General features: G+C 66.1%; 15 protein-coding genes. 13 read left to right on the forward strand and 2 right to left on the reverse strand.

The genetic code is table 11. From position 1 onward, the window contains the following. Positions 1-27 precede the first annotated feature (27 nt). The 8 genes from C1933_RS09735 to C1933_RS09770 all read left to right on the forward strand — a co-directional run bounded on the left by C1933_RS09735 (position 28) and on the right by C1933_RS09770 (position 8,268). Positions 28-1,083 (forward strand): ABC transporter substrate-binding protein, encoded by a 1,056-nt coding sequence (locus C1933_RS09735; protein WP_108753076.1) that lies wholly within the window; start codon positions 28-30, stop codon positions 1,081-1,083. Continuing rightward, positions 1,080-2,123 (forward strand): iron ABC transporter permease, encoded by a 1,044-nt coding sequence (locus C1933_RS09740; RefSeq protein WP_108753077.1) that lies wholly within the window; start codon positions 1,080-1,082, stop codon positions 2,121-2,123. The genes C1933_RS09735 and C1933_RS09740 overlap by 4 nt, the downstream gene beginning before the upstream one ends. Next, positions 2,120-2,881 carry a heme ABC transporter ATP-binding protein gene (locus C1933_RS09745; RefSeq protein ID WP_108753078.1) on the forward strand — a complete coding sequence of 254 codons (762 nt, stop codon included), beginning with the start codon at positions 2,120-2,122 and terminating at the stop codon, positions 2,879-2,881. The genes C1933_RS09740 and C1933_RS09745 overlap by 4 nt, the downstream gene beginning before the upstream one ends. Positions 2,882-3,023: 142 nt before the next feature. Continuing rightward, entirely contained in the window at positions 3,024-3,530 is a 507-nt protein-coding gene (locus C1933_RS09750; protein WP_159093961.1) for an energy transducer TonB, read from the forward strand. Positions 3,531-3,647: 117 nt separating this feature from the next. Continuing rightward, complete coding sequence (locus C1933_RS09755) at positions 3,648-4,394, forward strand: hypothetical protein (RefSeq protein WP_108753080.1); 747 nt, start codon at positions 3,648-3,650, stop codon at positions 4,392-4,394. Positions 4,395-4,824: 430 nt separating this feature from the next. Then, positions 4,825-6,861 (forward strand): elongation factor G, encoded by a 2,037-nt coding sequence (gene fusA / locus C1933_RS09760; RefSeq protein WP_108753081.1) that lies wholly within the window; start codon positions 4,825-4,827, stop codon positions 6,859-6,861. A 268-nt stretch (positions 6,862-7,129) separates the two neighbouring features. Continuing rightward, positions 7,130-7,402 (forward strand): hypothetical protein, encoded by a 273-nt coding sequence (locus C1933_RS09765; RefSeq protein WP_079221882.1) that lies wholly within the window; start codon positions 7,130-7,132, stop codon positions 7,400-7,402. A gap of 110 nt (positions 7,403-7,512) precedes the next feature. Then, the gene (locus C1933_RS09770; RefSeq protein WP_108753082.1) at positions 7,513-8,268 is read left to right on the forward strand and encodes a SapC family protein; all 756 of its coding nucleotides are present in this window, start codon (positions 7,513-7,515) and stop codon (positions 8,266-8,268) included. Between the two features lie 10 nt (positions 8,269-8,278). Here C1933_RS09770 and C1933_RS09775 read toward each other — a convergent pair whose 3' ends face one another. Both C1933_RS09775 and C1933_RS09780 read right to left on the reverse strand, forming a co-directional pair. Further along, on the reverse strand, positions 8,279-10,609 hold the full coding sequence (locus tag C1933_RS09775; RefSeq protein WP_234414695.1) for an ATP-binding protein: 2,331 nt from the start codon (positions 10,607-10,609) through the stop codon (positions 8,279-8,281). Beyond that, entirely contained in the window at positions 10,606-11,232 is a 627-nt protein-coding gene (locus C1933_RS09780) for a response regulator transcription factor (RefSeq protein ID WP_108753084.1), read from the reverse strand. Before C1933_RS09780 ends, C1933_RS09775 begins: the two co-directional genes overlap by 4 nt. A gap of 389 nt (positions 11,233-11,621) precedes the next feature. Between C1933_RS09780 and C1933_RS09785 the strand changes: the two genes are divergently transcribed. The 5 genes from C1933_RS09785 to C1933_RS09810 all read left to right on the forward strand — a co-directional run bounded on the left by C1933_RS09785 (position 11,622) and on the right by C1933_RS09810 (position 25,537). Beyond that, complete coding sequence (locus tag C1933_RS09785) at positions 11,622-14,615, forward strand: TonB-dependent receptor (protein ID WP_108753085.1); 2,994 nt, start codon at positions 11,622-11,624, stop codon at positions 14,613-14,615. Positions 14,616-14,896: 281 nt separating this feature from the next. Further along, positions 14,897-15,172, forward strand: a complete 276-nt coding sequence (locus C1933_RS09790) for a hypothetical protein (protein ID WP_159093962.1) — start codon at positions 14,897-14,899, stop codon at positions 15,170-15,172. A 275-nt stretch (positions 15,173-15,447) separates the two neighbouring features. Continuing rightward, positions 15,448-15,840: a hypothetical protein gene (locus C1933_RS20465; protein WP_325051506.1), complete on the forward strand. Its 393-nt coding sequence runs from the start codon at positions 15,448-15,450 to the stop codon at positions 15,838-15,840. Between the two features lie 737 nt (positions 15,841-16,577). After that, a complete protein-coding gene (locus C1933_RS09805; protein ID WP_108753089.1) occupies positions 16,578-25,289 on the forward strand; it encodes a glycoside hydrolase family 94 protein in 8,712 nt (2,903 codons plus the stop codon). Further along, complete coding sequence (locus C1933_RS09810) at positions 25,286-25,537, forward strand: hypothetical protein (RefSeq protein WP_108753090.1); 252 nt, start codon at positions 25,286-25,288, stop codon at positions 25,535-25,537. Before C1933_RS09805 ends, C1933_RS09810 begins: the two co-directional genes overlap by 4 nt. Positions 25,538-26,337 lie beyond the last annotated feature (800 nt).

Here is a 26,337-nt window from a genome sequence, read left to right on the forward strand (position 1 = left end):
TTCGCCCGGCCAGCAAGGAGAATCTGCATGAACTTCGCTTCCCATCTGCGCCTGTGTGCGCTCCCGCTGGCCGTTTCGCTGGCCTTGGCTGCCTGTGGTGGCAGTGCGCCGCCGGCCGCGACCGATGCCGCTGCGCCGGCAGCGGGTTCTGCCACTGCTTCGGCAAGCGCTGCGCAGGAACTGCCGGCCGGCTGGCAGCGCGTGGCCGGCGTGGATGTGCCGGCCCTGCAGGACCAGAAGGCCGCACTGCCGACTACGGTGGCCAGTGATGATGGCGCGCAGGTGGAAGTGAAGGATGCCAGCCGGATCATTGCCGGCGGCGATGACGTGATTGCGGTGCTGGAAGCGCTGGGCGCTGGCAAGCAGGTGTTTGCCGCACCCACCAACACCACCACCCAGGCCGGTCTGGCCGCGCCGCATCAGTTCCTGTTCAACCGCACCACCGGGGTGGAGGGCGTGCTGAGCCTGCAGGGCTCGCTGTTCCTGGGCAACAGCCTGCGCCGCCACACCGAGCTGTCGAAGAAGCTGCGCGAAGTGGGCGAGCCGGCCGTGGTGGTCGACGACCTGCAGCCGGCGCCGGACAAGGTGCGCAAGATCGCGGCGGCGATTGGTCTGGCCGATGCCGGCCAGACCCTGGCCACCCAGGTGCAGCGCCAGCTGGATGAGGCCGCCGGGATCGGCAAGGGCCTGGCCCATGTGCCGCGCGTGATCCACGTGTCGGCCACCGGCGCGGGCGGTCTGCCCACGGTGGCAGGTGCTGACAGCGCCTCGGCACAGCTGATCGCGCTGGCCGGCGGCGTGAACATCGGCACCGAAGCCGGGGTGAAGAACTATTCGCAGTTGAGCAACGAGGGCGTGGTGGCCGCGGCGCCAGAGGTGATTCTGGTGACCGAGCACGACCTGCAGCAGTTCGGCGGTGCTGATGGGCTGTGGAAGGCCTATCCGACCCTGAAGCAGACCCCGGCCGGCGCCGCCAACCGGGTCTGGGTGCTGCCGGATGTGCAGCTGAAGTACACCAGCGTGGGCTCGGGTGCGGGTGCGCTGGCGCTGGCCAAGGCCTTTGCGGCGCTGCCGCCGGCATGAGCCCTGCGGATCGGCGCCGCCGTCGCGGGCGGGTGATGTTGCTGGTTGCGTTGCTGGCACTGCTGGGGGCAGTGCTGGCGTCGTTCGCCGTGGGCCCGTTGCGTCTGCCGCCGCTGGAGGTGCTGCAGGCGCTGGGGGTGAAGCTGGGCCTGGTCGATCCGCAGGCGGTCAGCAGCCGCGACCTGGCGGTGGTCTGGCAGCTGCGTATTCCGCGCGCCCTGTTGGGGGCGATGGTGGGCGCGGCACTTGCCATGGCGGGCGCCAGTCTGCAGGGCCTGTTCGGTAACCCGCTGGCAGATCCTGGCATCGTCGGTGTCAGCCAGGGTGCGGCGCTGGGTGCGGTGGCGGCCATCGTGCTGGGCGCGGCCGGTGCCGCCGGCTGGCTGGTGCCGGTGGCGGCCTTCGGGGGCGGCGCCGCGGCCATCGGCCTGACCTATGCGCTGGCACGCCCGGGCAAGGGCACCGGCAATGCCACGTTGCTGCTGGTGGGTATTGCGATGGCCGCGTTCTGTTCGGCGCTGATCGGCTTCCTGACCTACATCGCCAGCGAAAGCGAACTGCAGTCGCTGGTGTTCTGGCAGATGGGTTCGCTGGCACGCGCCAACTGGTCGGACGTGGCAGCGGTGCTGCCGCTGTTCGCCATCGGCGTGTTCGCGCTGCTGCGCCTGGGCACACCGCTGGACATGCTGGCCTTGGGTGAGCGCCAGGCGCAGCACCTGGGCCTGGACGTGGCGCGCACGCGCCGCCGTCTCGTGGCCTTCAGTGCATTGCTGGTGGGCGCGGCGGTGGCATTTGCCGGCTCGATCAGCTTCGTGGGCCTGGTGGTGCCGCACGTGGCGCGCCTGCTGGTGGGCCCGGGGCATCGCTGGCTGCTGCCGGTATCGGGCGTGCTGGGCGCGCTGCTGATCGTGGTGGCCGACACCGCCGCGCGTACGCTGGACCCGCCGGCGGAGATTCCGCTGGGGCTGTTCTCGGCCGCGCTGGGCGCGCCGTTCTTCCTGTGGCTGGTGCTGCAGCAGCGCCGCAAGGTGGCTGCATGAGCGCTTTGCTGAGCCTGCGCGATGTGGTGGTGCGCCGCCAGCAGCGCGAGATCCTGCATGGCATCACCCTGGATTTCGCGCCGGGCACGGTCACTGCCCTGGTGGGGCCCAATGGGGCGGGCAAATCCACCTTGCTGGCGGTGGCTGCAGGCGATCTGCGCGCCGATGTCGGCGACGTGGCGTTGAACGGCCGTCCACTTCACGCGTACAAGGCCGGGCCGCTGGCGCGCGAGCGCGCGGTGATGCCGCAGGAACACGGCGTGCGCTTCGCCTTCAGCGTTGAAGAAGTGGTGGCGATGGGGCGCCTGCCGCACCCACCCGATCCGGCCGTGGACGATGCGCGCGTGGAAGCCTCCATTGATGCGGCCGAGCTGCAGGCACTGCGCCTGCGCGAAGTGCAGCAGTTGTCCGGCGGCGAATCGGCGCGCACCACCTTCGCCCGCGTGCTGGCGCAGGACACGCCGCTGCTGGTGTTGGACGAGCCCACCGCAGCGCTCGACCTGCGCCACCAGGAACGTACGCTTCGTAGCGTGCGCGCCTGCGCCAAAGCCGGTGCGTGCGTGATCGTGGTGCTGCACGATCTGAATCTTGCCGCTGGTTATGCCGACCGCATCGTGCTGCTGGAACAGGGCAGGGTGGCCGCCGATGGCACGCCCTTGCAGGTGCTCACCGAAGCCAATCTGCAGCGCGTATACCAGCAGGATGTGGTGGTGCTGCAGCACCCCAAGCGTGGCGTCCCGCTGGTGGTAGTGACCTGAGTCGACGGGGTCAGATCCTTTCGCCCAGCGAAAGGCTCTGACCCCAGGGTCGGCCCCAGGCGAGAATTTCGGACAAGTTGCATGGACCGGCGCGGCTGGCCGATAGGATCCTGTGCAGCCCGTTTCCCACCGGCCTGCCACCATGAAGCTGCTTCGCGTTACCGCCACTACGGTCTGCATGCTGGCGTCCGCAGCGTGCGTGCAGGACTCCGCCCCTGAGCGCGTGGCTGACACGGTCTGCCGAAGTCGTCTTGCGCTGCACGCGGACACCTGTGTGGAGAAAGCCGTGGCATCGTTGAAGCGGATCGTGCAAGCGCGCGAGAAGCGCTTCTATCGGCGTGATGACTGCAGTTTCAAGGCGACCCGATCGTCTGAGCCTTCCATCTCATTCTTTTCGGTGTTCTTGAATCCGCTTGAGTATCCGCCCGACCGGCTTTCCGGTGGTGCCGCCGTTGTTCGCATGCAGGTCGACGCTGCGGGCACGCTTCGATCCGTCGAGGTTGTCCAGTCCAGTGGTGACCCGGCGCAGGATGCGGCTGCCGCAGAGACTGTGTGGAATTGGTGCTACGTGCCCGCACAGCGTGACGGGAGGGACGAGGGTGGATTCGTTGAACATCGTTTCGACTTCGATCCGCCAGCTGAGAACTGAATGCTCAGGGTCACATCCTTTCGCCCAGCGAAAGGCTCTGACCCCAAGCAGCAAAGCTTCCGTTCGCGCCGCGACGTATCCTTGGCGGTTCGTTTTTCTTCAACGGAATGACCCCCCATGAAAGTTTCCTTCGCACGTACCGCACTTGTCGCTTCGCTGTTTGCTTCGGCGTGCGCGGCCAATGCAGCCACGACCTCGGTGTCGTTGAGCAAAGCGGCCGACCAGGCCACCTCGATCGAAACGCGCAGCGCCAAGGGCAAGGGCGCCACGCCTGATCTGTTCACCACGCACTACTACGTGGGCGGTGAGATGATGATGGCGTGGGCCGACCAGCAGGTGCTGGTGCTGTGCAGGAAGTCTGCGTATCTGAAGCTGCCGGGCATGAAGCCCGCTGCCAGCGAACTGCCGCTGGAGCAGCGGCAGATGATCGGCGCTCAGGCCATGATGGCCGGCTACACCAGCTATGCGGCCATTGCCGAGATGGTGGATGGCTCGGTTGCCGTGGCCGACGATGGCAGCGAAGTGCGCCGCCAGGCCGAACGCCCGTGGGCCTACGGCACCGAGCGCTACGATGTGACCAGCCAGCGCATGCCCAATGGCGCTTTGCGGGTGCGCGCGGTGAAGACCGCCACGGTGAATACGGCCAAGCGCTCCAAGCCGGGTGATGCCTTCAGTACGGACGAAGACCAGGACGCACGTCTGAGCGAGCTGGGTGCTGTTGGCAGCTGGACTGAAGTCACCTTCCATAACACCCCGCGCCGTGGCGAGGTCGATCCGGCGTACTCGCTGAAGGGCTGGGTGTCGGTGACCGGTGACAACGCGGCGACGGTTGGCGACGCGCGGCGGATCAACGGCTGCGAGTGACCGGCCGTTGCTGGGGTCAGAGCCCTTGGCGTGGCCAAGGGATCTGACCCCGCACACCCCACTACATCTCATTGTTCCATGAATGCGTGCAATAGCCCCTTGCGCGCCAGATTGGCAGGTCTAGAATGCGCTGCATGAACCGGATGCCGCTCCTGAAGTTTTTCACCCTGACCCGCGCAAGCGCGGAACGGGCGTGTCTGCCTGGAGTGCCACGAAGCCGTTGATACGGCCATCGTTGGACCATCCACAGAGCGCCCTTCGGGGCGCTCTTTTCGTTTCCGCAATTTCATTTTCAACGTCGCCGGCGCCGCCGGCTCGACCCAAGGAGAACGTGCCATGCACCAGATCGCCGAGACCGAACGCTAGCCGCATGCCCTGTCGCCAACCGGGGTGTGCGGCCCCTGAAGTTGGCTTTGCAGGAACCTATCTCATGAACACCCAGACCCTTTCCCGCCGCCGCAACCTGGGCATCATTGCCCACATCGACGCTGGCAAGACCACGCTGACCGAACGCCTGCTGTGGAAAAGCGGCGAAATCCATCGCGTCGGCGAAGTGCACGACGGCAATGCGACCACCGACTTTTCGGCCATCGAGCGCGAGCGCGGCATCACCATCGGCGCCGCCGCCGTGCAGGCGCAGTGGGCGCCGCGCGATCTGCCGCCGCACCGGCTCACGCTGATCGACACCCCCGGCCACATCGACTTCGCCATTGAAGTGGAGCGTTCGCTGCGCGTGCTCGACGGTGCCGTTGCCGTGTTCTCGGCCGTGGACGGCGTGCAACCGCAGTCGGAAACCGTGTGGCGCCAGGCGCGCCGGCATGGCGTGCCGTCCATTGCCTTCGTCAACAAGATGGACCGCGTGGGTGCCGACTTCGGACGGGTGCTGGAGCAGATGCGGGACAAGCTGCAGGCGCGGCCGTGGGCGCTGGGTGTACCGCTGGGTAGCGAAAGTGCTTTCAACGGCTGGGTGGACCTGGTCGATGAGCGCGTGCTGCAGTGGCACGATGATGGCACCACCACCGTTTCGGCGTGGGACGATGCCGCGCGCGCGCAGTGGCGGGCGCACCGCCAGGCCTTGATCGAGGCGGTGGCCGACCACGACGACGCGCTGGCCGATGCGTGGCTGGACGGTCGCGCCATCGATGCAGCGCTGCTGCGCGCTGCGCTGCGCAGGGCCACCCTGGCCGGCGCAGGGGTGCCGGTGCTGGCCGGTGCCGCGTTCAAGGACAAGGGCATCGAGACGCTGCTGGATGCGGTGGTCGACTACCTGCCTTCGCCACTGGATCGCCCCGCGGTTACGGCCGTGAGCGAGCACGGTGACGTCGTACTGCCGCCGGACCCGGACGGTCCGCTGGCGGGCCTGCTGTTCAAGATCACCCACCAGCAGCACGGCGCGCTCAGCTTCGTGCGGCTGTACTCGGGCACCTTGAAGGTGGGTGATGCCGTGGCCAGTTCGCAGCATCCGCAGGGGCGGCGCGTCAGCCGCCTGGTGCGGGTGCAGGCCGACCAGACCCACGACATCGAACAGGCCGTGGCCGGCGACATCGTGGCGGTGCTGGGCTGGAAGGATGCGGTCAGCGGTGAAACGCTGAGCAGCCGGTCACGCCCGCTGCAACTGGAAAACATCCAGGCGCAGGCACCGGTACTGGCATGGCGGTTGAGCCCGGCGCGGGCGGCGGACCTGATTCGTATCGCGCAGGGCCTGGCCAGCCTGGCCCAGGAAGACCCGTCGTTCCGTGTGGAAACGGATCGCAACAGTGGTGAAACCCTGGTCTGGGGCATGGGCGAGCTGCACCTGGAGGTGATGGTCGAGCGCCTGCGCAGCGAATGGAAGGTGGACGTGGGCGTGGGATCGCCGCGCGTGGCCTACCAGGAAACGCCAATCAAGGCCGTTTCCGGTGTGGTGGGCCGGGTGTCCAAGCAGAACGGCGGGCAGGGTCAGTTCGCCCACGTGGTGCTGGACGTTGCGCCGCGCGAGGATGGCGAGGTGGTCTTCAACGACCGCATCGTCGGTGGCGTGGTGCCGCGTGGCTTCATCGCCGCGGTGGAAAAGGGTGTACGTGCGGCGCTGTCCGATGGCCCGCAGGGTTACCCCGTGGTGGGTATCGAGGTGACTCTGGTCGATGGCGAAACCCATGCCAAGGACTCCTCGGAACTGGCCTTCCATCGTGCCGGGCTGGAAGCGGTGCGGGCGGCACTGGCTGGCAGCGGCACCCAGGTGCTGGAGCCGGTAATGGAAGTGACGGTGCATTCGCCGTCGGCATCGGTGGGTGACGTGGTGGGTGATCTGAATCGCCGCCACGGACGCATCGCCCGCATCGACGACCAGGACGGTCGCGCCGAGGTGAGTGGGTTTGCACCGCTGGCCAACCTGGTGGGGTACACCACCGCGCTGCGCTCGCTCAGCCAGGGGCGGGCCAGCAGCGAAGCGCACCTGCACGGCTATGAGCCGGTGCGCGCCGCATAGCAGGCAAGGCAGGGGAGTCCGTTCGCGGGCTCCCCTTTTTGCTGGGGGCGGAAGGGGCGAAGGGCGTCCCATCCACGCATGGCGTGGATCTACTGCGTCCATCGGCGCGTTGCACGGATGGTCGGCGCGCTGCAGTAGATCCACGCCATGCGTGGATGCGGTGTCCCGCCCGCTGCAACGCAACAAAGGTGCAGAAAAAGCTGGATTAAAGTGATGCCTCACGATAAATTGCGCACCCCCTGTTGAATTACCGCCGATCGCACCCACCATGCGTGATGACAATGACCCCGGAACCCTGGAGTTGACCCTGCCGCGCAAACGCGGTCGGCCGCCCAAGTTCGGGTATGCCATGAGCGATGCACAGCGGGCGGCGCGCTACCGCGCACGCAGGGCAGGGCAGGCCAACCACGCCGACGTGCGTTCGTGCAGCGACATGGTGCTGCTGGACAAGATCCGCGCGGCCGTCAGCGCCCGCGACACCGAACTGGCCGGCTTCCTGGTCCACGTTCTGTGGCAGCGCTACCCGCTTCAGTTGAAATAATTCGTGGTCGGGGTGGCCGTGGCCACCCAGCTTGTTGATAATGCGGGGTTCAGGTTGTTCCCGCTGGCGCGCCCGGGATGGCAGGCGCGCATGATCGACATGGTTTTACGATGACCACTACCAGCGACACCACCACCGAAGCTGCACCGAGCAGCGCGCCCCTGTTCTACACCCGTCCGGTGCCGCTGCAGGCCGACAAGCATGCCGACGTGCGCATCCTGCCGGGCAAGCTCGAATTTGCTGCCAGCAGCAACTCCATCCCGCTGGTGCTGGGCGAATTCTCGCTGGCGCTGCACCACTTCCCGATCCTGTTCGCCGGCCCCAGCGCGGTGCCGATGGCAGCGGTGGGCATCACCACCGACAACCTGTTCATCACCGATGGGCTGTGGGCCGATGAGACCTACATTCCGGCCTACCTGCGCCGCCACCCCTTCATCTTCATCGACACCGGCGAAGGCAACGACTTCCTGCTGGGCATCGACGAAGACAGCGCCCGCATCGCCCGCGGTGGCGAGGAAGGCCAGCCGCTGTTTGCCGATGGCAAGGCCACCGAGCTGGTGCAGCAGGCGCTGGAATTCTGCGGTCAGTTCACCCGCGAACACGACCAGACCCAGGCCTTCTCCAAGGCGCTGGTGGACAACAACCTGCTGGTGGAGCGCAATGCCAACGTGCGCCTGCCCGATGGCCGCGAATTCAACCTCAACGGCTTCTTCGTGGTGGATGTCGAGAAGTTCATCGCACTGCCCGACGCGACCGTGGTCGAATGGCACCGCAACGGCTGGCTGGCACTGATTCACCAGCACCTGATGTCGTTGGGCCGCTTCAACGACCTGACCCGTCGCCAGATTGCGCGCAGCGCCGCCTGATTCAGAACGGCTACACGGCCCCGGTAACGCCGGGGTCGTGTACGCCGCGTAGTTGATCGACCAGCTGCAATGCAGCGCCCCAATCGGGCGTGCGTTCGCGCCCGTGCTGGGCTAGTGTTGCGGCCTTCGCCGCCAGTTCGTGCAGGCCCTGCATCTGTAACGCACCATGCAACCGGTGCGCATGGTGCGCCAGTGCCACGCCATCGCCAGCACGCACCGCACTTTCTGCTGCCGCATGTTCGCGCCGCAGATCCTCGGCAATCTCTGCCGTCAGCGCGCTCCTGTCATGCGCCGGCGGTTCGGCCGTTGCATCGCCACGGCCGAGCGCCTGCAGCAACGCATCCAGCTGCAGCGGCTTGCTCAGTACGCCATCGAAGCCAGCCTGCAGGCAGCGCTGCCGGTGCGTGGGCCCAGTGTGGGCCGACAGCGCCAGGATCTGCGGCGTGCCGCTTTTGGCCGTACTGGCCTGGCGCAGCTGCGGCGCCAGCGCGTAGCCGTTGCTTCGCCCCAGCTCGATGTCCAGCAGGATGACCGCGTGCTGCGCGGCCGCCTGGCGCAACAGGGCCGCGCCAGCGCTGGACACTTCATGCACGGTCGCGCCGTGCTTGCGAAGCTGCGCGGCCAGTACCCGGCGCGACAGCGTGTGATCTTCCACCAGCAGCATATCCAGGCCTGCCAGCAGCGGCGTGGCCGCGGCCGTTGGCGCGGCCGGTGCCTGGGCATCCGGCAACGGGATGACCGTGACCGGCAGGCGCAGGCTGAAGCGACTGCCGCGGCCCTGCACACTGTGCGCGTCCAGCGTACCGCCCATCGATGCTGCCAGCTCGCGGCAGATCGACAGCCCCAGGCCACTGCCGCCGCGCGCCTGTCCCTCGTCGCCGGGCTGAAAAGGTTGGAACAGCACCGCCATCTGCGCCGGCGCAATGCCGATGCCGCTGTCGATCACATCCACCAGCAACTGCGCGGCGTCTGCGTCAGCCAGCAACTGCGCGCGCAGCTCGATGCCGCCGGCATCGGTGAACTTGATGGCATTGCCCAGCAGGTTGTCCAGCAACTGCCGCAGGCAGTCCGGGTCCAGTTGCAGCGCCGGCAGCAGTTGTGGCGATACGTCCAGATGCAGGGTCAGTCCCTTGCGCTGGGCTTCGGGGGTAATGGCGTCCAGCGCCTGGGTTGCGATGTCGGCCGCGTCGCAGGGGCGCGGGCTGGGCTGGAACGTGCCGGCTGCCAGGCGCGAGAAATCCAGTGCGCGATTCAGTCGCCCGCGAAGTTCCAGTGTCGCGCGATTGGCCGCGCTCACCAGCTCGCGCGCACTGGCGGGCAGCTGCAACTGCCGCAGCAGATCCAGCGCCGACATTACCAGGTGCGCCGAATTGCGCACTTCGTGACTGAGCATGCCCACCGCTCGCGCCTGCGACTGCGAGCGCTGGCGCCAACGCCCGGCCAGCCGGCGACGCAGCCACAGCCCGCCCACGACCAGTGCGACCGCGGGCAGCAGTACCGACGAACCGCGCACGCCCGCCTGTGCCAATGCGTCGGCAATCGACCGGGGCAGGGTCTGCACGGCCCAGCGATGACCAAGCGCGGCGTGCTCTTCCAGGGTGATCTTGTCCAGGCCTTGTTCCACCCGATCCAGCAGCGCCCGCTCATCAGCGTGGGCCAGCAGATGCAGTTGTTGCGGAAATCCCGAGCGGATCGGCTGCAGTTTCAGGCCCTCGTTGAAATGCCGGCGCAGGATCGGGCGCAGCGAGGCTTCCATGCCGATGGCCGCGTCAGCCGCACCGGCCTCCACCGCGGCCAGCGCGGCGTAGACATTCGGGACCGCCAGCACCCGGACATCGCCGGCGTGCTGTGCCAGCCAGCCGGGGTAGGCGCCACCCTGCACGGCGGCCAGCACCACCGCATCCAGCCCATCGGCATCGCGCGGCAGGCGCGTTCCGTTGCGCCCGGCCAGCGCCGTCGTTGCGCCGGGGAAGCTGCGCCGACCGGTCTGCAATGCGCAGGAGGTGGCGTGATCGAGCGCGCTGCCCTGCACCAGGATCAGGTCGGCCTCGCGGCTGCACAGGGCCAGCAGGGCCTCGCGCAGGCTGTCATAGGGCGTATCGACGAAGGTCAGCCCGGAGTGGCGCTCCACCAGCTCGGCATAGCCGTGGGCGATGGTGGGCAGCACTGGGCGACTGCCCGGGGCGTCAGGAAAGGGGCGCAGGGTGGGGTAGGTGGCTACGCGCACCTGGCGGTCATCGCCCCATTGCCACAGATTCGTATCGCCGGCGGAGGCGCAGGGCAGCAGGGTCAGTGCGGCCACCATTGCCACGTTGCGCCAAGGGGTGGGCGTGCAGCTCATAAGGCCTCCAGTTCGCGGCGCATGGCAAAGATCTCGGCGTCGTTGCGCAGCCCCAGCTTGCGCAGCGCCGCGACTTTCTGGGTGCTGATGGTCTTGACGCTGCGGTGCCGGTACTGCGCGATCTGCGAAACGGTGTAGCCCGCCAGCAGCAGGCGCATCACTTCGCGCTCGTTGCGACTCAACTCATCCTGGCCCGGCAGCCGCCGACACGCGGCGGGAATGCGGTACAGCCCCTGCGACACGCGCACCACGGCGTCGGCTAGTTCGCTTAGCGGCTCGGATTTGCCGACATAGCCATTGATGCCGGCCGCCAGCAGGTGGCTGATCGCCGCGGCAGAGGCCTGCCCGGCAAACGCGAGCAACGGGGTGCGTGGTGCGTGCTCGCGCAGATGTTCCACCAGCGCCGTACCGCTCAGATCGCCGGGCGCCAGGCTGAGGTCGATGATGCCCACGTCGACCCGCTCCTGCTGCAGCGTCTGTGCAAAACACGCGCTGGCGGAGTGGCTGGCCACGATCTGGAAGCGGAAATCGGTACCCAGGTGGAGCGCGGTGCCGCGACGGACGACATCGTGGTCGTCCAGCAGTGCCAGACGCAGGCGGCGCGGTGCAGGGAATCCGTTCATGCGCGGGAGGTGATCGGCGCCGCTGGGGCGTGGCGCCCATTCTGGCGCTGCACGTCGCGCAAACCTCGAATTCGTTCGAGTTTTACGATTATTCCTATTTGTTGCAGCGCGTCGTTTTTAACCTAAGCGCTGCGAAAGCGTGCGCGTTGCGTTGGCGTTTCGACCATGAAGGCACCGCGTGCCCGGCACCATTAACGTGACGCGTCACGGCGGAGCAAGGTGCGAGTGCGAGGGGAGGGCAGAGGCCCGCCTATCGCCATCGGCCAATAGCAGATAACCACTGGGCATTTCTGCATTGGGGCGCGAGCGGGGTTAATGAATGTGCAAGGTCTGGCGCGTCGGTTGCGGCGCGTGGGCAGCGCTTCCCCCACTACCCGTACCGAAACACGATGACGACAGCTCGTTCTTCACTGCGCCCGCGTCTGCTGGCGTTGGCGGTGGCGCTTGCCACCGCGTCTCCCGCGCTGCATGCGCAGTCCACCACCGGTGCCATCGCCGGCCAGGCGCCGCCTTCCACGCAGCGCATCTTCGTTCGCAGTGACACCGGCCTCAGCCGCGAGGTGGCGGTCGATGCACGCGGGCGCTTCAGTGTCAGCCAGCTGCCGCTGGGCCGCTATTCGGTGGAAGCGCGCGATGCCGAGGGCAAGGTGCTGGAATCCCGCCAGGATGTGGCGCTGACCGTGGGCGCCAGCACGGAAGTGTCCTTTGCCGGCATTACCCGGCTGGATGGCGTGCAGGTCAGCGCGGATCGCGCCGCCGCGGCGATCGATGTCAGCAGCGTGGATTCACGCACCGTCATCACCGCCGAGCAGCTGCAGCGGCTCCCGCTGGGGCGCTCGGCCGAGGCCATCGCCCAACTTGCGCCGGGGGTGATCGGCAACAGCGGCAACGGCAGCTATGCCGGCCCGACCGGCGCACAGCTGGTGAGCTTTGGCGGCTCGTCGGCCGCAGAAAACGCGTACTACATCAACGGCTTCAACTCGACCGATCCCTTGCGTGGCCTGGGCGGCCTGACCCTGCCGTACGGCAGCATCGACCAGCAGGAAATCTACACCGGCGGCTACAGCGCCAAGTACGGCCGCTCCGATGGCGGCGTGATCAACGCCGTTGGCAAGCGCGGCACCAATGACTGGCACTTCGGCGGCCAGGTGACGTGGGAGCCGGCCTCGGCGCGATCGGACAAGGACGATGTGCGCTACCCGGGCGACGGCGCGCTGTACGCGCCCGAGAGCAAGGACCGCGAGTGGGTGACCACGCAGAGCGTCTATGCCGGCGGCCCGCTGATCGAAGACCGGCTGTTCTTCTTCGGTTCCTACGAACTGGAGCGCCGCGAGGGCACCGACGTGAAGAACGTCGAGGCCACCAATTCCTATTCAAAGTACGAATACAGCCGGCCGCGCTGGTACGCCAAGCTGGACTGGAACATCACCGACAACCACCTGCTGGAACTGACCGGTGCGTCCAGCCGCAACGTGTTCCGCGGCGACATCTTTGCCTATGACTACGACACGCTGAGCCGGGGCGAGCAGCGCGGCAAGGAAGACACCACCAAGACCGGTGGCGACCTGTGGACGGCCAAGTACACCGGCTACCTGACCGACCGCCTGACGGTGAGCGCGCAATACGGCGAAATGAACACCGATGACTACATCGGCAATCCAGCCTACGACGGCAGCCTGACCTACATCAACAGCGCATCACTGCAGAACCCGGCCATTACCGGTGGCACGCCCATCACGAATGCGCAGACCACGTCGCTGCTGGTGAACCCGGACCGCGGCAACCGCAGCAACAACCTCCGGCTGGATGCGAACTATGTCTGGGGCAACCACAGCATTACCGTGGGCATCGACAACCAGAACGCGCGCGCACTGAACCGTGGCTCGGTGGCATCGGCCGATGGCTATTACTGGATCTACGGCCAGTCGAATCCAAACGTGCCGATCAACACGGGCCTGGGCGTGCCGGCCACCGGTGGTATCCGCAATGGCGAAGACGGCTACTACGTGCGCCAGTACATCTACAGCGCACTGGCCTCGGTGCGCGCCTCGCAGCGGGCGCAGTACATCGAAGACAACTGGCAGGTGACCGATCGCCTGCTGTTGAACCTGGGCCTGCGCCTGGACCAGTTCACCAACTTCAACCGTGATGGCGACGCGTACATTAAGCAGACCAGCGGGCAGTGGGCGCCGCGCCTGGGCTTCAGCTGGGACGTGGGTGGGGACGGGCGCTTCAAGGTGTTCGGCAATGTGGGCCGCTACTACCTGGCGCTGCCACTGAACCCGGCCTTCAATGCCGCCGGCGCCACCCTGGCAACGTCCACCTATTACACGTACGGCGGCATCGACAGCAACGGCTACCCGACCGATCTTACCGCGTTCTCTGGCGCGGTGTCGTCCAACAACAACTACGGCCTGCTGCCGGATGCAAAGACGGTGGCCACCTCGGGCATCGAGCCGTCCTACCAGGACGAGTTCATCCTGGGCTTCAGCAAGGCACTAGGCCAGAACTGGGTGTACGGCGCCAAGGCCACGTACCGCGTGCTGCGCAGCGGCGTGGATGATTACTGCGATATCGACGCCGTGCTGGGAAAGGCCAGCAGCCTGGGCTACAACGTGACCAAGGACAGCAACCCGGTCAGCTGCTGGCTGATCAATCCGGGCCGGGCAAACACCTTCAACCTGGTCGATACCAGCGGCAATTACGTGTCCGTCCCGCTGAGCAACGCGGAAATGGGCTTCCCGCGCTTCAAGCGCAACTACTACGCGGTGAACCTGTCGCTGGAGCACCCGTTTGATGGCCGCTGGTACGCCCGTGCCGATTACACCTGGTCGCGCAGCTATGGCACCACCGAAGGCCAGTTGCTTTCGGGCATCGGCCAGACCGCGGTGTCCACCACGCAGGCCTGGGATTACGCGCAATTGATGGAGCACACCAACGGCCCGCAGAGCAACGACCACACCCACCAGATCAAGCTGCACGGCTACTACCAGATCACGCCGGAGTGGCTGGTGTCGGCCAACATCAAGGCGCTTTCGGGCACGCCGTTCAGTGCGCTGGGTTCCTACGGGCCGAATTTCGAAGATCCGTCTGGCTACGGCATTGCCTACCACTTCTACAACGGCCAGCCGGCACCTCCCGGCAGCCAGGGCCGCCTGCCGTGGCTGAAGCAGCTGGATCTGGGCGTTTCCTACCGTCCTGCGGCTGCAGATGGCCGGCTGGGCTTCAATCTGGACGTTTTCAACGTGTTCAACAGCCAGACGGCCCTGTGGAAATCGCCCTATTCGGAGCTGGACCCGGGGCAGCCTGACCCGCTGTACGGCGCGGCGACGGTACGGCAGGCGCCGCGATCGCTGCGGGTGAGCGTGAGCTACGACTACTGACCAAGGGGGCAGGGTGGGCCGGGGAGGGATCCCCTGCCCGGGTGGCCGGGGTCGGAGCCTTTCGCAACGCGAAAGGCTCCGACCCCATTACCCCTTGCAGCGGATGCCGGCGTAGAGTCTGGGCCTGCCATGTGCAACCCAGGAGCTGGCCCGTGCGACCCTCGAGGCGATTGATCTGCAGCCTGGCCGTGGTCTTGAGCTTGGTCACCACAGCGTGGGCCGTGGGATCCGTTTCAGCTGCAGAACCCGAACCCCAATCCGAACCGGCTGTGGCTGACGCCATGATCGCGGTCACCGGCAGGCTGGAGGTTTACCCAGGCGGTCACGGCCTTAGTGAGATCCGCGCAGATGACGGCAGATGCTTTGATCTGGCACTTCCCAAGCGCGTGTTGAAGGACAGCATGCGCTGGTTTGGGAAGCGCGTGGTGATTGCGGGATCCATGCAGTTCCGGCCACGGATGGACGAAGTGATCTGGTGGGAGATCAAGGATCGGAAGATCGAAGGGTTCGGGTGCTCGGAGGATGTGATCTATGTGGAGCGGATTGAGCGGTTGTAGGGCCTGGGGTGGCCTGGGCGCTACTTTGTCGTAACATAATATACATTATGCGCAATCATGGACGGCCCGTGCTGCGGCACTCGTGGCCTCTGCGTGGCAATGGCTGGCGGCGCTGTTGTCAGTTTTCTTGATTCTTGTCCTTTTGCTTAGGATCGTGCCCCTTCTTGATTTCATTGGGAATTTTGAGGCATTCAGGGACACCATCCTAAATAAGGAAGTGTCGGCTGTAGCTGCCTTCGACCCTGTTCGTAAGACAGTTGGCATACGGTTCCTCCGTGGCCGAGAGCTACAACCAGTGGCTCCGGGCAAAAATTGAGCGCGCCATTGCCGATGCGCGACCGGCGATTCATCACGATCAGGTGGTGGCGCGCGTGCGGGCGACAATCGATGCAGCCAGCATGAGTCGGAAAGTTGCAGAAGGTCGATGCATCTGTTCGGGGACCCTTCGGCGGTTACGCTCATGTCGCCTTCGGGCTCTGGCGTCGTGGGCGCAACCTTGGGGTCGCTTGCTTCGGTGTGTTCCGCTTGAAGGCTGCCTCCAGTTGCGCCGGAAGTTCTCGCAGACTGCTGAGTCGCTTCTCAAGTCCCTCGCACCTGCCCCGGAGAACATCGGCAGCTTGACCGGCCGAGATAGCTGCAGAGTGGGCTGCATGCAGCTCCTGGCGTAGCTGATCCTCGATTGCCCTCTGGGCTCTGGCCTGATTGATGAGTTGAGCCTGGAGATCTTTCGCCTCCTGCCGAGATCGATCCACGTCGCCGAGCGTTCGATTCTCGACAGATCTGACGTACTCGGTCCAGTCCTCTCGCTCAGATTTTGCCGTTTCCAGCATTTCATGAAGCCGGGCATCAAGATGTTGTCTTGCTGCCTCAGCGCGATCGGCTCTCCGAAGCCCAAGATCCCGCTGCTCCGTTAGCTCTGAGATCTGAAGGTGTAGCTGATCGACCAGTCTGTCCTGAAGGCATTCGGTACGACGATCAAACTTGACTGATGTACGTGAAAGAGGACCGCTATGCCTCCGGTTGCCTGATCTAGGGCTTTGGCTTCGGATCGGATGGCGCCTTTCCCTACCCCCGATAAATCTTCCTAATCCCCTGCCCCGCCAATGTCCGCTTCCGGCCAGAAGCGGACACTTGGGTCTAGCCGCCCAAGCGAATCGTCACTGTGCCGAGGTATGGTGGCTCCCACCTTAAGTAGGCCGGCTGCCCCCATGCGTCCTTCCTGAGAGATCAACTGCTTTAGAGAAGTTAATCAGCTTCCTGGCCCGTCTGATATCTGCGCGCCTTTGAAGAACAGCAGGCTCGTAACCGTAAACAGCACAGGTGATTCCAGCCGGCGACTGGCCTTCACAGCCAGCGATGCACATCCGATGCAACTATGCAGGACGCGCCCCTCCCCTGGTAGCCCATGCCCCACCTTCGTCGTCTATTTGGTAGCTGGCTGCGCCTGCGCCGTCGCTTGCGCTGGCGATGGCGTGAGCACCAGGCCTCGGCGCCGGCCATCGAGCCCACCGAAGGCCCACTGCGCGCCGCGCTGTACAGCGTTGAACAGATGGAGGTGTACGGCCGCGCGCTTGCACGCCAGCATCGCGTACGGATGCACCCCGGCCCGGAGCGCTTGCTCGGTCGTCTGCAAGCCAATGAGCGCGTGCTGTTAGACGCCAACACGCTACTCAGCAGCGTGGTGCGCGAACAGCGGCCGGTAACCCCGGCGGGGGAATGGCTGCTCGACAACTACTACCTGATCGAGGAACAGATCCAGACCGCGCGCCGGCACCTGCCGCGCGGCTACAGCCGGCAGCTGCCTTCACTTGCCTCAGGCCCCTCGGCTGGATTGCCGCGGGTATACGAACTGTCGATGCAGGCCATTGCGCATGGTGATGGGCGCATTGACGCAGACACGCTGGGCCGGTTCATTGCCTCATACCAGTCTCTCGCGCCACTGAGCTTGGGCGAACTGTGGGCAGTTCCCATCATGCTGCGCCTGGCTCTGCTGGAGAATCTGCGGCGCATGGCTGCGCGGGTGATGCGCGATGGAACCGAGCGACGCCTGGCTTCGAAATGGGCTGACAACCTGAATCAAGCCGCCTCCGAGACCCCCACCGAAGTGGTCCTCGTGGTTGCCGACATGGCACGGTCCGCGCCGCCGTTGACCGGCGCATTCATCGCCGAGCTGACGCGCTCGCTGCAGGGGCGCGGCGGTGCGTGGGCCATGCCTGTCGCATGGTTGGAACAATGGGCTGCAGCGGCCGGGCAGCGCGTGGACGAGCTGGTCGCCGCCGAGGGGCAGCAGCAGGCGGCCGATCAGGTATCCATCGGCAACAGCATCGGCAGCCTGCGCTTTCTGTCCACCATGGATTGGCGCACGTTTGTTGAAGAGATGAGTGTGGTGGAGCAGCGCCTGCGGGAAGACCCGATGGCCGTGTACGCGCAAATGGATTTCGCCACCCGCGACAGCTATCGCCACGTGGTGGAGAAGATCGCCCGCGGTAGCCGAATGGCAGAGGAGCGCGTTGCCAGCATCGCACTGGATCTGGCACGGGCGGCTACGCCGCCGGATGGGCCGCGCACGCACGTGGGCTACTGGCTGGTTGGCGAAGGCCGCAACGCCACCGTTGAAGCGGTAGCGGAGGCAGCACCGCGCCACCGCAGGGCACGGCAACTGGCACATCGCGTGCCGCTTGCGCTGTACCTGCTGCCGATCGCCCTGCTGGCAGTTCTGGCCACCGCTGCCCTGCTGGCAACCGGCGGTGGTTCTGTACACATCTGTCTGGCCGCGCTGCTCGCGCTGCTGGTGTTCAGTGAACTGGGCATCGTGCTGGTGAACTGGGCAGCGACGGTGCTGGTTGCACCCAGGCCGCTGCCCAAGCTGGATTTCAGCGAGGGCATTCCTGCCGCCTGCGCCACCGTGGTCGCGGTCCCCTCGATGCTGTCCAGCATGGACGGAATCGACGTGCTGGTGGAAGCGCTGGAGGTCCGCTTCCTGGCCAACCGGGATCCCCAGCTGCGCTTCCTGCTGCTGACGGACTTTCTCGACGCAGCGGCAGCCACGGTGCCGATGGACGACGCCCTGCTTGCGCACGCCGTGGCGCGGATCGAAGAGCTGAACAGGCGCTACGCGCCAGAGCGCGGTGATCGCTTCTACCTGCTGCACCGCCCCAGGCAATGGAATCCTGGTGAAGGCGTGTGGATGGGACACGAGCGCAAGCGCGGCAAGCTGGCAGCGCTCAATGCCCTGCTCCGTCAGGGCGACGCCGCCGCGTTCATGCGCATCGTCGGCGACGCGGCGGCGTTGATCGGTGTCCGTTACGTCATCACGTTGGATTCGGACACGCAACTTCCGCGGGATGCGGCACGCGCGTTTGTCGCCACCTTGGCGCACCCACTCAACCGCCCGCGCTTCGACCCGACGCTGCAACGCGTGGTGGAGGGGTACGGCATCCTGCAGCCCAGCGTAGGCACCAGCCTGGGCCGGCGCCGAACCTCGCGTTTTGCCCGGATGTTCGGCAGCGAGCCTGGCATCGATCCATACACGCGCATGGTCTCCGACGTCTACCAGGACCTGTTCGACGAAGGCTCGTTCGTGGGTAAGGGCATCTATGACGTCGACGCCTTCGAACTAGCGCTCGAGGGCCGCCTGCCCGAGAACCGCATCCTCAGCCACGACCTGCTGGAAGGCTGCTATGCGCGCGCAGGTCTGGTCAGTGACGTGCGCCTGTACGAGGACTACCCCGAACGTTACGCCGCCGACGCCAAGCGCCGTGCGCGCTGGATCCGCGGTGACTGGCAGCTGTTGCCCTGGTTGATGCCGTGGACACCGCGCCCGGGCCCGGGCTGGGAGCGCAACCGGCTCAGCCTGCTGTCCCGCGGCAAGTTGCTGGACAACCTGCGCCGCAGCCTGGTGCCGATCGCTGCCCTGGCCTTGCTGGTGTTGGGCTGGTTGTATGCCGGAAACCCTGCTGCCTGGACGGCGTGGGTGCTGGCCCTGTGGTTCGCCCCGCCGCTGGTAGGAATGCTGCGCGATGCACTGAACGTTCCGGACGACACACCGCTGGAGGCGCATTACATCAAGGTCGGGCGCGGTACGCTGCAGTCGTTGCTGCGCGCGTCGACCCAGGTCGCATGTCTGCCCTTCGAAGCGTTGCTGGCCAGTGATGCGGTGCTGCGCACACTCTGGCGCATGGCCGTCACGCGCCGTCACCTGCTGCAGTGGAACCCCTCCAGCGAAGTCGAGCGCCGTCTCGGTAGTGACCGCGGCGCGGAATGGAGGGTGATGGCGCCGGCCTCACTGCTGTCACTGGCTCTGTTGGCGGCAGTGGCCAGCGTGCGCCCGCAGGCATTGCCGGCCGCCCTGCCCTTGCTGTTGGCATGGACCTTTGCGCCGGCGTTGATGGCTTGGTTGGGCCGTCCCCCTGCGGCCATCGTGGCGGAGCTGTCCGTTACGCAGCGGGCGTTTCTGGGCCGGCTGGCGCGGCGCACCTGGTCTTTCTTCCAGGCCTGGGTGCGTGAGCAGGATCATTGGTTGCCACCGGACAACATCCAGGAGCATCCGTCGCTGGTGGTGGCACGCCGCACCTCGCCAACCAACATCGGCCTGTCCCTTCTGGCCAATCTGTCGGCCTGGGATTTCGGCTACCTGCAGATGGGCGCGGTTGCTGAACGTACGGCCCTCACCTTCGATACGCTGGACAAGCTGCCGCGCCATCGCGGTCACTTCCTCAACTGGTACGACACCGGAACCCTGGCGCCGCTGCCGCCGCGCTATGTCTCCACCGTGGACAGCGGCAACCTGGCCGGCCACCTGCTGACGCTGCGCCAGGGCCTGCTCGCGCTGGTGGATGCGCCGGTACTGGCGCCGCACACGTTCGATGGTTTGGCCGATACGCTCGGTGTACTGGAAGAGGAACGGCAGCGTTGTCGCCCCAACGATGCACCACTGGTCGAGGCGCTCAATCACCTTCGCCAGCGTCTGGCCTCAACGTGTATCGACCGCCCTGCCGGAACGGCGGAGACTCTTGCCCGCTTGCAGGAGTTGGCGGACCTGGCCGACCTATTGCTGGCGCAGTGGCCCGCGCCACCGTCGCCCGGGGAAGGCGAACTGCATTGGCCGGGCCTGTTCGCTGCCGAATGCCACGCCGCCCAGGCGGCACTCGCTGACCTCCCTGCCGATGCCACGATGGACGACGAGGCCCCGGTGCCAAGCCTCCGCCAGCTGGCCGCCCTGCCCGGTACAGCGGGTGCGGACGCGCGCGCGCGCATTGAGGAGCTGCAGGGCCTTGCGCACCGCGCCGGGCAGTTCTCGCTGATGGAATACGGGTTCCTGTTCTACCGCACCCGCAACCTGCTCTCGATCGGCTACAACGTCGACGACCATCGCCTCGACAACAGCTTCTACGACCTGCTGGCCTCCGAAGCGCGGCTGTGCGCCTTCGTCGCCATCGCCCAGGGCCAGCTGGCGCAGGAAAGCTGGTTCGCGCTTGGGCGGATGCTCACCGAGGTCAACGGTACGCCGACGCTGTTATCATGGAGTGGCTCGATGTTCGAGTACCTCATGCCCCAGCTGGTGATGCCCAGCTATCCGGACACGCTGCTGGACCAGACCACGCGGCACGCGGTCGAGGCGCAGATCGTCTACGGTCGTACCCTGAACCTGCCATGGGGGGTGTCCGAGTCCGGCTACAACGCCGTCGACGCCCGCCTGAACTACCAGTACCGGGCGTTTGGTGTGCCGGGGCTGGGGCTCAAGCGTGGCCTCGGCCAGGATCGGGTCATCGCACCCTATGCGAGCATGATGGCACTGATGGTGGCGCCGGAAGCAGCCTGCCAGAACCTGCAGGAGCTGGCGGAATTGGGCTTTACCGGGCGCTTTGGCATGTACGAGGCCATCGACTACACGCCCGCGCGAGTGCCGCCCGGGCAGGATCACGTACTGTTGCGTTCGTTCATGGCCCACCACCAGGGCATGGGTCTGCTGTCGCTGGACTACCTGCTGCGCGATCAGCCAATGCAGCGCCGGTTCCTTGCCGATGTCGAGTTCCAGGCCACCCTGCTGTTGCTGCAGGAGCGCATTCCGCGCATCGGCGTATTCCACCCGCACGAGGTGGAGGCGCTGGGCGAGCACTCGGCCATGGCCGAGGACGAGACGTCGCTGCGTGTGCTGCAGGATCCGGGCGGGCCCCGCCCGGAAGTACAGCTGCTGTCCAACGGCCGCTATCACGGCATGCTGACCCACGCCGGCGGTGGCTACAGCCGCCATGGCGACCTGTCGCTCACCCGCTGGCGTGAGGATGGCACCACCGACGCCTGGGGGTCGTTCTGCTATCTGCGTGATGTGGACAGCGGCGAGTTCTGGTCTGCTGCGTACCAACCCACCTGCGTGGCGGTAGACCATTACGAGGCGATCTTCTCGGACGCCAAGGCGGAATTCCGTGGTACGCGCCGCGGCTGCGAGAGCCACCTGCAGGTTGCCATCTCCGCCGAAGACGACATCGAGCTCAGGCGCCTGCGCCTGACAAATCGCAGCCGTCGCCCGCGCACCGTGGAGGTCACCACCTATGCCGAAGTGGTACTGGCACCCGCCGCGGCCGACGTTGCGCATCCGGCCTTCAGCAATCTCTTCGTGCAGAGCGAGATCCTGGCGGCCAAGCAGGCCGTGTTGTGCACCCGCCGTCCTCGTTCGCACCACGAGGTGCCGCCATGGATGTTCCATCTGGTAGCGGTGCATGACGCAGCAGTCGTCTCGATCTCCTACGAAACCGACCGTGCGCGCTTCCTGGGCCGTGGCAACACGCCACGGGCGCCGCAGGCGTTGACCACCGATGCCGATCTGTCCGGCACCGACGGCTCAGTGCTCGATCCGATCGTGGCCATCCGCGTCCGCGTGGTGCTTGGGCCAGAGCAGACGGTGCAGCTGGACATGGTGTATGGCGTCGGCGCCGACCGCCCCGGTTGCGAGGTACTGGTAGACAAATACCGTGACCGCCGCCTGGCCGACCGCGTCTTCGACCTGGCATGGACACACAGCCAGGTGGTGCGCCGGCAGATCAACGCCAGCCAGGCCGAGGCGGCGCTGTACGAGCGCTTGGCCGCCCACGTGCTGTATGCCGGGCCACTGCTGCGCGCGGGTGCCGGGGTCCTGCTGCAGAACCAGCGCGGACAATCCGGGCTGTGGAGCCATGCCATCTCGGGTGACCTGCCCATCGTGCTGCTCAAGGTCACCGATGCGGACAACGTGGAACTGGTCAGACAGCTGGTGCAGGCGCACGCCTATTGGCGCCAGAAGGGGCTCAATACCGATCTGGTCATCTGGAACGACAGCAAGGCCGGCTATCGGCAGGAACTGCAGGACCAGATTCTGGGGATGGTGGCCGCGAGTTCGGAAACGGGCCTGCTGGACCGCCCCGGCGGCATCTTCGTACGGCCGGTGCAGAACATGACCCACGAGGACCGAGTCCTGTTGCAGGCGGTGGCACGGGCGGTGATCAGCGACGAGGACGGCACCCTCGCTGCGCAGGTCGGCCGCCAACCGTTGCCTCAGCGACGGATCCCGCCCCTGGTGCCGCAGGCGGTACAGCAGGAACTGGCAGTGTCGCCGGAGGCGGCTCCGGGGCTCCCCATCGTCACCGACGCGGGCCCCGACGCCGGCTTGCCCCCGGGCGCCGAGCACGACGAGGAGATGGATGATCCGTGGCCGTTCCTTCCCTACCGTGGCGTCGGCCAGTTCGACAACGGCACCGGCAGTTTCAGCGAGGACGGTCGCGAGTACGTCGTGGTGGTGCGCGAAGGCGCGCCGACGCCGGCGCCATGGGCCAACGTGATCGCCAACGCCCGCCTGGGCACGGTCGTCAGCGAAAGTGCGCCGGGCTACACGTGGTTCGAGAATGCGCACGAATTCCGCTTGACGCCCTGGCTCAACGACCCGGTCTCGGACACGGGCGGCGAGGCGTTTTACCTGCGCGATGAGGAAACCGGTCACGTCTGGTCGCCAATGCCGCTGCCGCGCAGGGGCACCGGGGCATACCGTACGCGCCATGGATTCGGCTACACCGTCTACGAGCATGTGGAGGACGGCATCGCCAGTGAACTGTGGGTGTTTGTCGACGTCGCCGCGCCATTGAAGTTCTCGGTCCTGCGCTTGCACAACCTGTCGGGCAGGACACGGCGGCTGTCGGCCATCGGCTACGTCGAATGGGTGATGGGTGACCTGCGCGCGAAGTCGCGCATGCACGTGGTCACCGAGCGCGATCCACAGACCGGGGCGCTGCTGGCGCGGAATGCCTACAGCACCGACTTCGGCGGCCGTATGGCCTTCTTCGACACCGATGCCGACGGCTGTGGCTGGACCTGTGATCGCCTGGAGTTCATCGGCCGCAACGGCAGCCTGCATGCACCGGCGGCGCTGCGGCGCGAACGGCTGGATGGACGGATGGGCGCAGGCCTGGATCCCTGTGCGGCGATCCAGGTGCCACTGGAGCTGCCGCCGGGCGACCGCAGTGAAACCACGTTCCGCCTTGGCGCCGGCCGCGACCGCGAGGAAGCGCTGGCGCTGGCACGAAGCCGCCAGGGCGCCCAGGAGGCCATCGACGCGCTGGACGCGGTGCGCATCCACTGGCGCAATGTGCTGGCCACGGTGCAGGTGCGTACGCCGGACCCGGCGTTGGACGCACTGGCCAATGGCTGGCTGATCTACCAGACACTGGGGTGCCGCTACCTGGCGCGCAGTGGCTACTATCAGTCAGGCGGAGCGTTCGGCTTCCGCGACCAACTGCAGGACGCGCTCGCCCTCGTGCACACTCGCCCGGAGCTGACCCGCGAACACCTGCTGCTGTGCGCTGCACACCAGTTCACCGAAGGCGACGTGATGCACTGGTGGCATCCGCCGCAAGGTCGGGGCGTGCGCACCCGCTGCTCCGACGATTATCTGTGGCTACCCCATGGCGCGTGCCGTTACCTGGAGGTCACCGGCGACGCGAGCGTGCTGGAGGACGTGGTCGGCTTCATCGAGGGGCGTGCAGTGACCGCTGAAGAGGAAGGCTACTACGACACGCCTACACCTTCGACGCAGCGCGACACCCTGTATGCGCACTGCGTCCTGGCGCTTGAACGCGGTTGCCGGCTGCTTGGCGAGCGCGGCCTGCCGTTGATGGGGAGCGGTGATTGGAACGATGGCATGAACCGCGTCGGAGACCAGCAGCGCGGTGAAAGTGTGTGGCTCGGCTTCTTCCTGCATGACACGCTCCACCGCTTCATCGGGGTGGCCAACGCGCGTGGCGATGCGCCCCGGGCGCAATGGTGCAAAAAACAGGCCGAAAGCCTGCGCCAGAATCTCGAACAGCATGCCTGGGATGGGCAATGGTATCGCCGCGCCTGGTTCGACAACGGCACCCCGTTGGGCTCGTCACAGAACCAGGAGTGCCGCATCGACTCGATTTCACAGAGCTGGTCGGTGCTGTCAGGCGTTGCTGCACCTGAGCGTGCCACGCAAGCGCTGGATTCGCTGTACACGCATCTGGTGCGAAAGGACGCCAAGCTGATCCAGCTGCTTGATCCGCCCTTCGACCAGACCACGGAAGACCCCGGCTACATTCGTGGCTACGTGCCTGGCGTGCGCGAGAATGGCGGCCAGTACACCCACGCCGCCGTGTGGGCGGCCATGGCATTCGCACAGCAGGGAGACACGGTGCGTGCCTGGGAGCTGGCCGGCATGATCAACCCGCTCAACCACGCGCTGGATCCGGAGGCGGTGCAGACCTACCGCGTCGAGCCCTATGTGTTGGCGGCGGACGTATACGCCGTATCTCCACACGTCGGGCGCGGCGGCTGGACGTGGTACACCGGTTCGGCCGGTTGGATGTATCGCCTGCTGGTCGAATCCCTGCTCGGCATACGTCGTGAGGGCAATCGCCTCTCGCTCGCGCCCTGCCTGCCCGATCACTGGCCATCATTCGAACTGAGCTACCGCTTCGGCCGCAGCTTCTACGAATTCGTGGTGACCCGCACTGCGCACGGCCAGCCTACGCTGCATGTGGATGGCATGCTGCAGCCGGACCTTACCGTCCTGCTTCGGGATGACGGCCATCACTACCGTGTCGCGCTTGATCTGGGGCCGGCCACGGGATGAACGTTCGCCCCGAAATCCAGGTGCAGCTTGATGCGCTGGGCGAGATGCTGGTGCACTGGTTGGCGCAGGTGCGGCATCCGGCACAGTTCTGGCCGCAGTTTGAATTGCTGGCTGGGGAGATTCTGGACCAATGCGAGCACACTGAGAGAGGTCAAGCGCACGCGGCCATCCAGGCCATGCTCAAACGCCACGCGCCGCAGCTGCCCAACTGGCACCAGCGTGACGACAGGTTGCCACCGAGGACGTGAGGAGAGTAGTCACTGTTACTACCCTGGATGATCAGCAAAACTCCGTCATAGACGCTTTGTATCCATCACTGATAGCGAGCCCTGATCTCCTTTCCCCCGATGTCCCCTATCGGCCAGGAGCGGACATCCACCCTACCTCTGATAACGATCTCTAATCTCACGTCGACTTAGGGTCGAAGGCAGGACTAGCCTTCAACTGGATGCCGGACGGCTATCGCTCCCATGGTGAACGCGTAGCCTGCATCTTCCAGCATTCTCCGCAGCCTAATTTCGGCGCGCCGTGGCAGCTGAAGCCCACGCGACCCGTAAAGCGCATAGACCACGTGACCGTCCGGGTCATGCTCCCTGCGCACAATGCAATTGTTGGTCTCAGACGCGTCTGACCAGATCGCTTTAAGTTTTTCTGGACCTATGGACTGACCGTTCTTCAAGCGAAAACTAAGCCAACGCACGATCCTTGGGTCGTACCTATCTATATCAGCCATTGTGCACCCTCGATGCGGCGACAGAGGTCCTCCAGAACAACCGGCTCGAGCCGCGGATGCTCATCTACGAACGTCATCGGCAAATCGATCCGGGTCGATCGCCGGACCAACGCCGGGGGAGAGCCCGACAAGTCAATCCACCAACCCGCGGGAAGCCGAAGACCGGTTCCATTTCTATCGTAGATGCTGATAAAAAAAGGCATGTGAGTACCTAACCCATCTCAATTGCTCAGCCAGATGTCCTGCGCATGGCGCGAGAGGCGCACAGGAGTACCTGGGCCTCGTCCTGCTGCACTTTCAGGAAGGAATCAAGCC

It is taken from the genome of Stenotrophomonas sp. ZAC14D2_NAIMI4_6 (genome assembly GCF_003086875.1).
Taxonomy (GTDB): domain Bacteria; phylum Pseudomonadota; class Gammaproteobacteria; order Xanthomonadales; family Xanthomonadaceae; genus Stenotrophomonas.

Coding starts and splice junctions, on each gene's coding strand:
- C1933_RS09765 (WP_079221882.1), top strand. CDS start 7,130: ATGCGTGATGACAATGACCCCGGAACCCTGGAGTTGACCCTGCCGCGC.
- C1933_RS09810 (WP_108753090.1), top strand. CDS start 25,286: ATGAACGTTCGCCCCGAAATCCAGGTGCAGCTTGATGCGCTGGGCGAG.
- C1933_RS09770 (WP_108753082.1), top strand. CDS start 7,513: ATGACCACTACCAGCGACACCACCACCGAAGCTGCACCGAGCAGCGCG.
- C1933_RS09785 (WP_108753085.1), top strand. CDS start 11,622: ATGACGACAGCTCGTTCTTCACTGCGCCCGCGTCTGCTGGCGTTGGCG.
- C1933_RS09735 (WP_108753076.1), top strand. CDS start 28: ATGAACTTCGCTTCCCATCTGCGCCTGTGTGCGCTCCCGCTGGCCGTT.
- C1933_RS09780 (WP_108753084.1), bottom strand. CDS start 11,232: ATGAACGGATTCCCTGCACCGCGCCGCCTGCGTCTGGCACTGCTGGAC.
- fusA (WP_108753081.1), top strand. CDS start 4,825: ATGAACACCCAGACCCTTTCCCGCCGCCGCAACCTGGGCATCATTGCC.
- C1933_RS09745 (WP_108753078.1), top strand. CDS start 2,120: ATGAGCGCTTTGCTGAGCCTGCGCGATGTGGTGGTGCGCCGCCAGCAG.
- C1933_RS09775 (WP_234414695.1), bottom strand. CDS start 10,609: ATGAGCTGCACGCCCACCCCTTGGCGCAACGTGGCAATGGTGGCCGCA.
- C1933_RS09755 (WP_108753080.1), top strand. CDS start 3,648: ATGAAAGTTTCCTTCGCACGTACCGCACTTGTCGCTTCGCTGTTTGCT.
- C1933_RS09740 (WP_108753077.1), top strand. CDS start 1,080: ATGAGCCCTGCGGATCGGCGCCGCCGTCGCGGGCGGGTGATGTTGCTG.
- C1933_RS09790 (WP_159093962.1), top strand. CDS start 14,897: ATGATCGCGGTCACCGGCAGGCTGGAGGTTTACCCAGGCGGTCACGGC.
- C1933_RS09805 (WP_108753089.1), top strand. CDS start 16,578: ATGCCCCACCTTCGTCGTCTATTTGGTAGCTGGCTGCGCCTGCGCCGT.
- C1933_RS09750 (WP_159093961.1), top strand. CDS start 3,024: ATGAAGCTGCTTCGCGTTACCGCCACTACGGTCTGCATGCTGGCGTCC.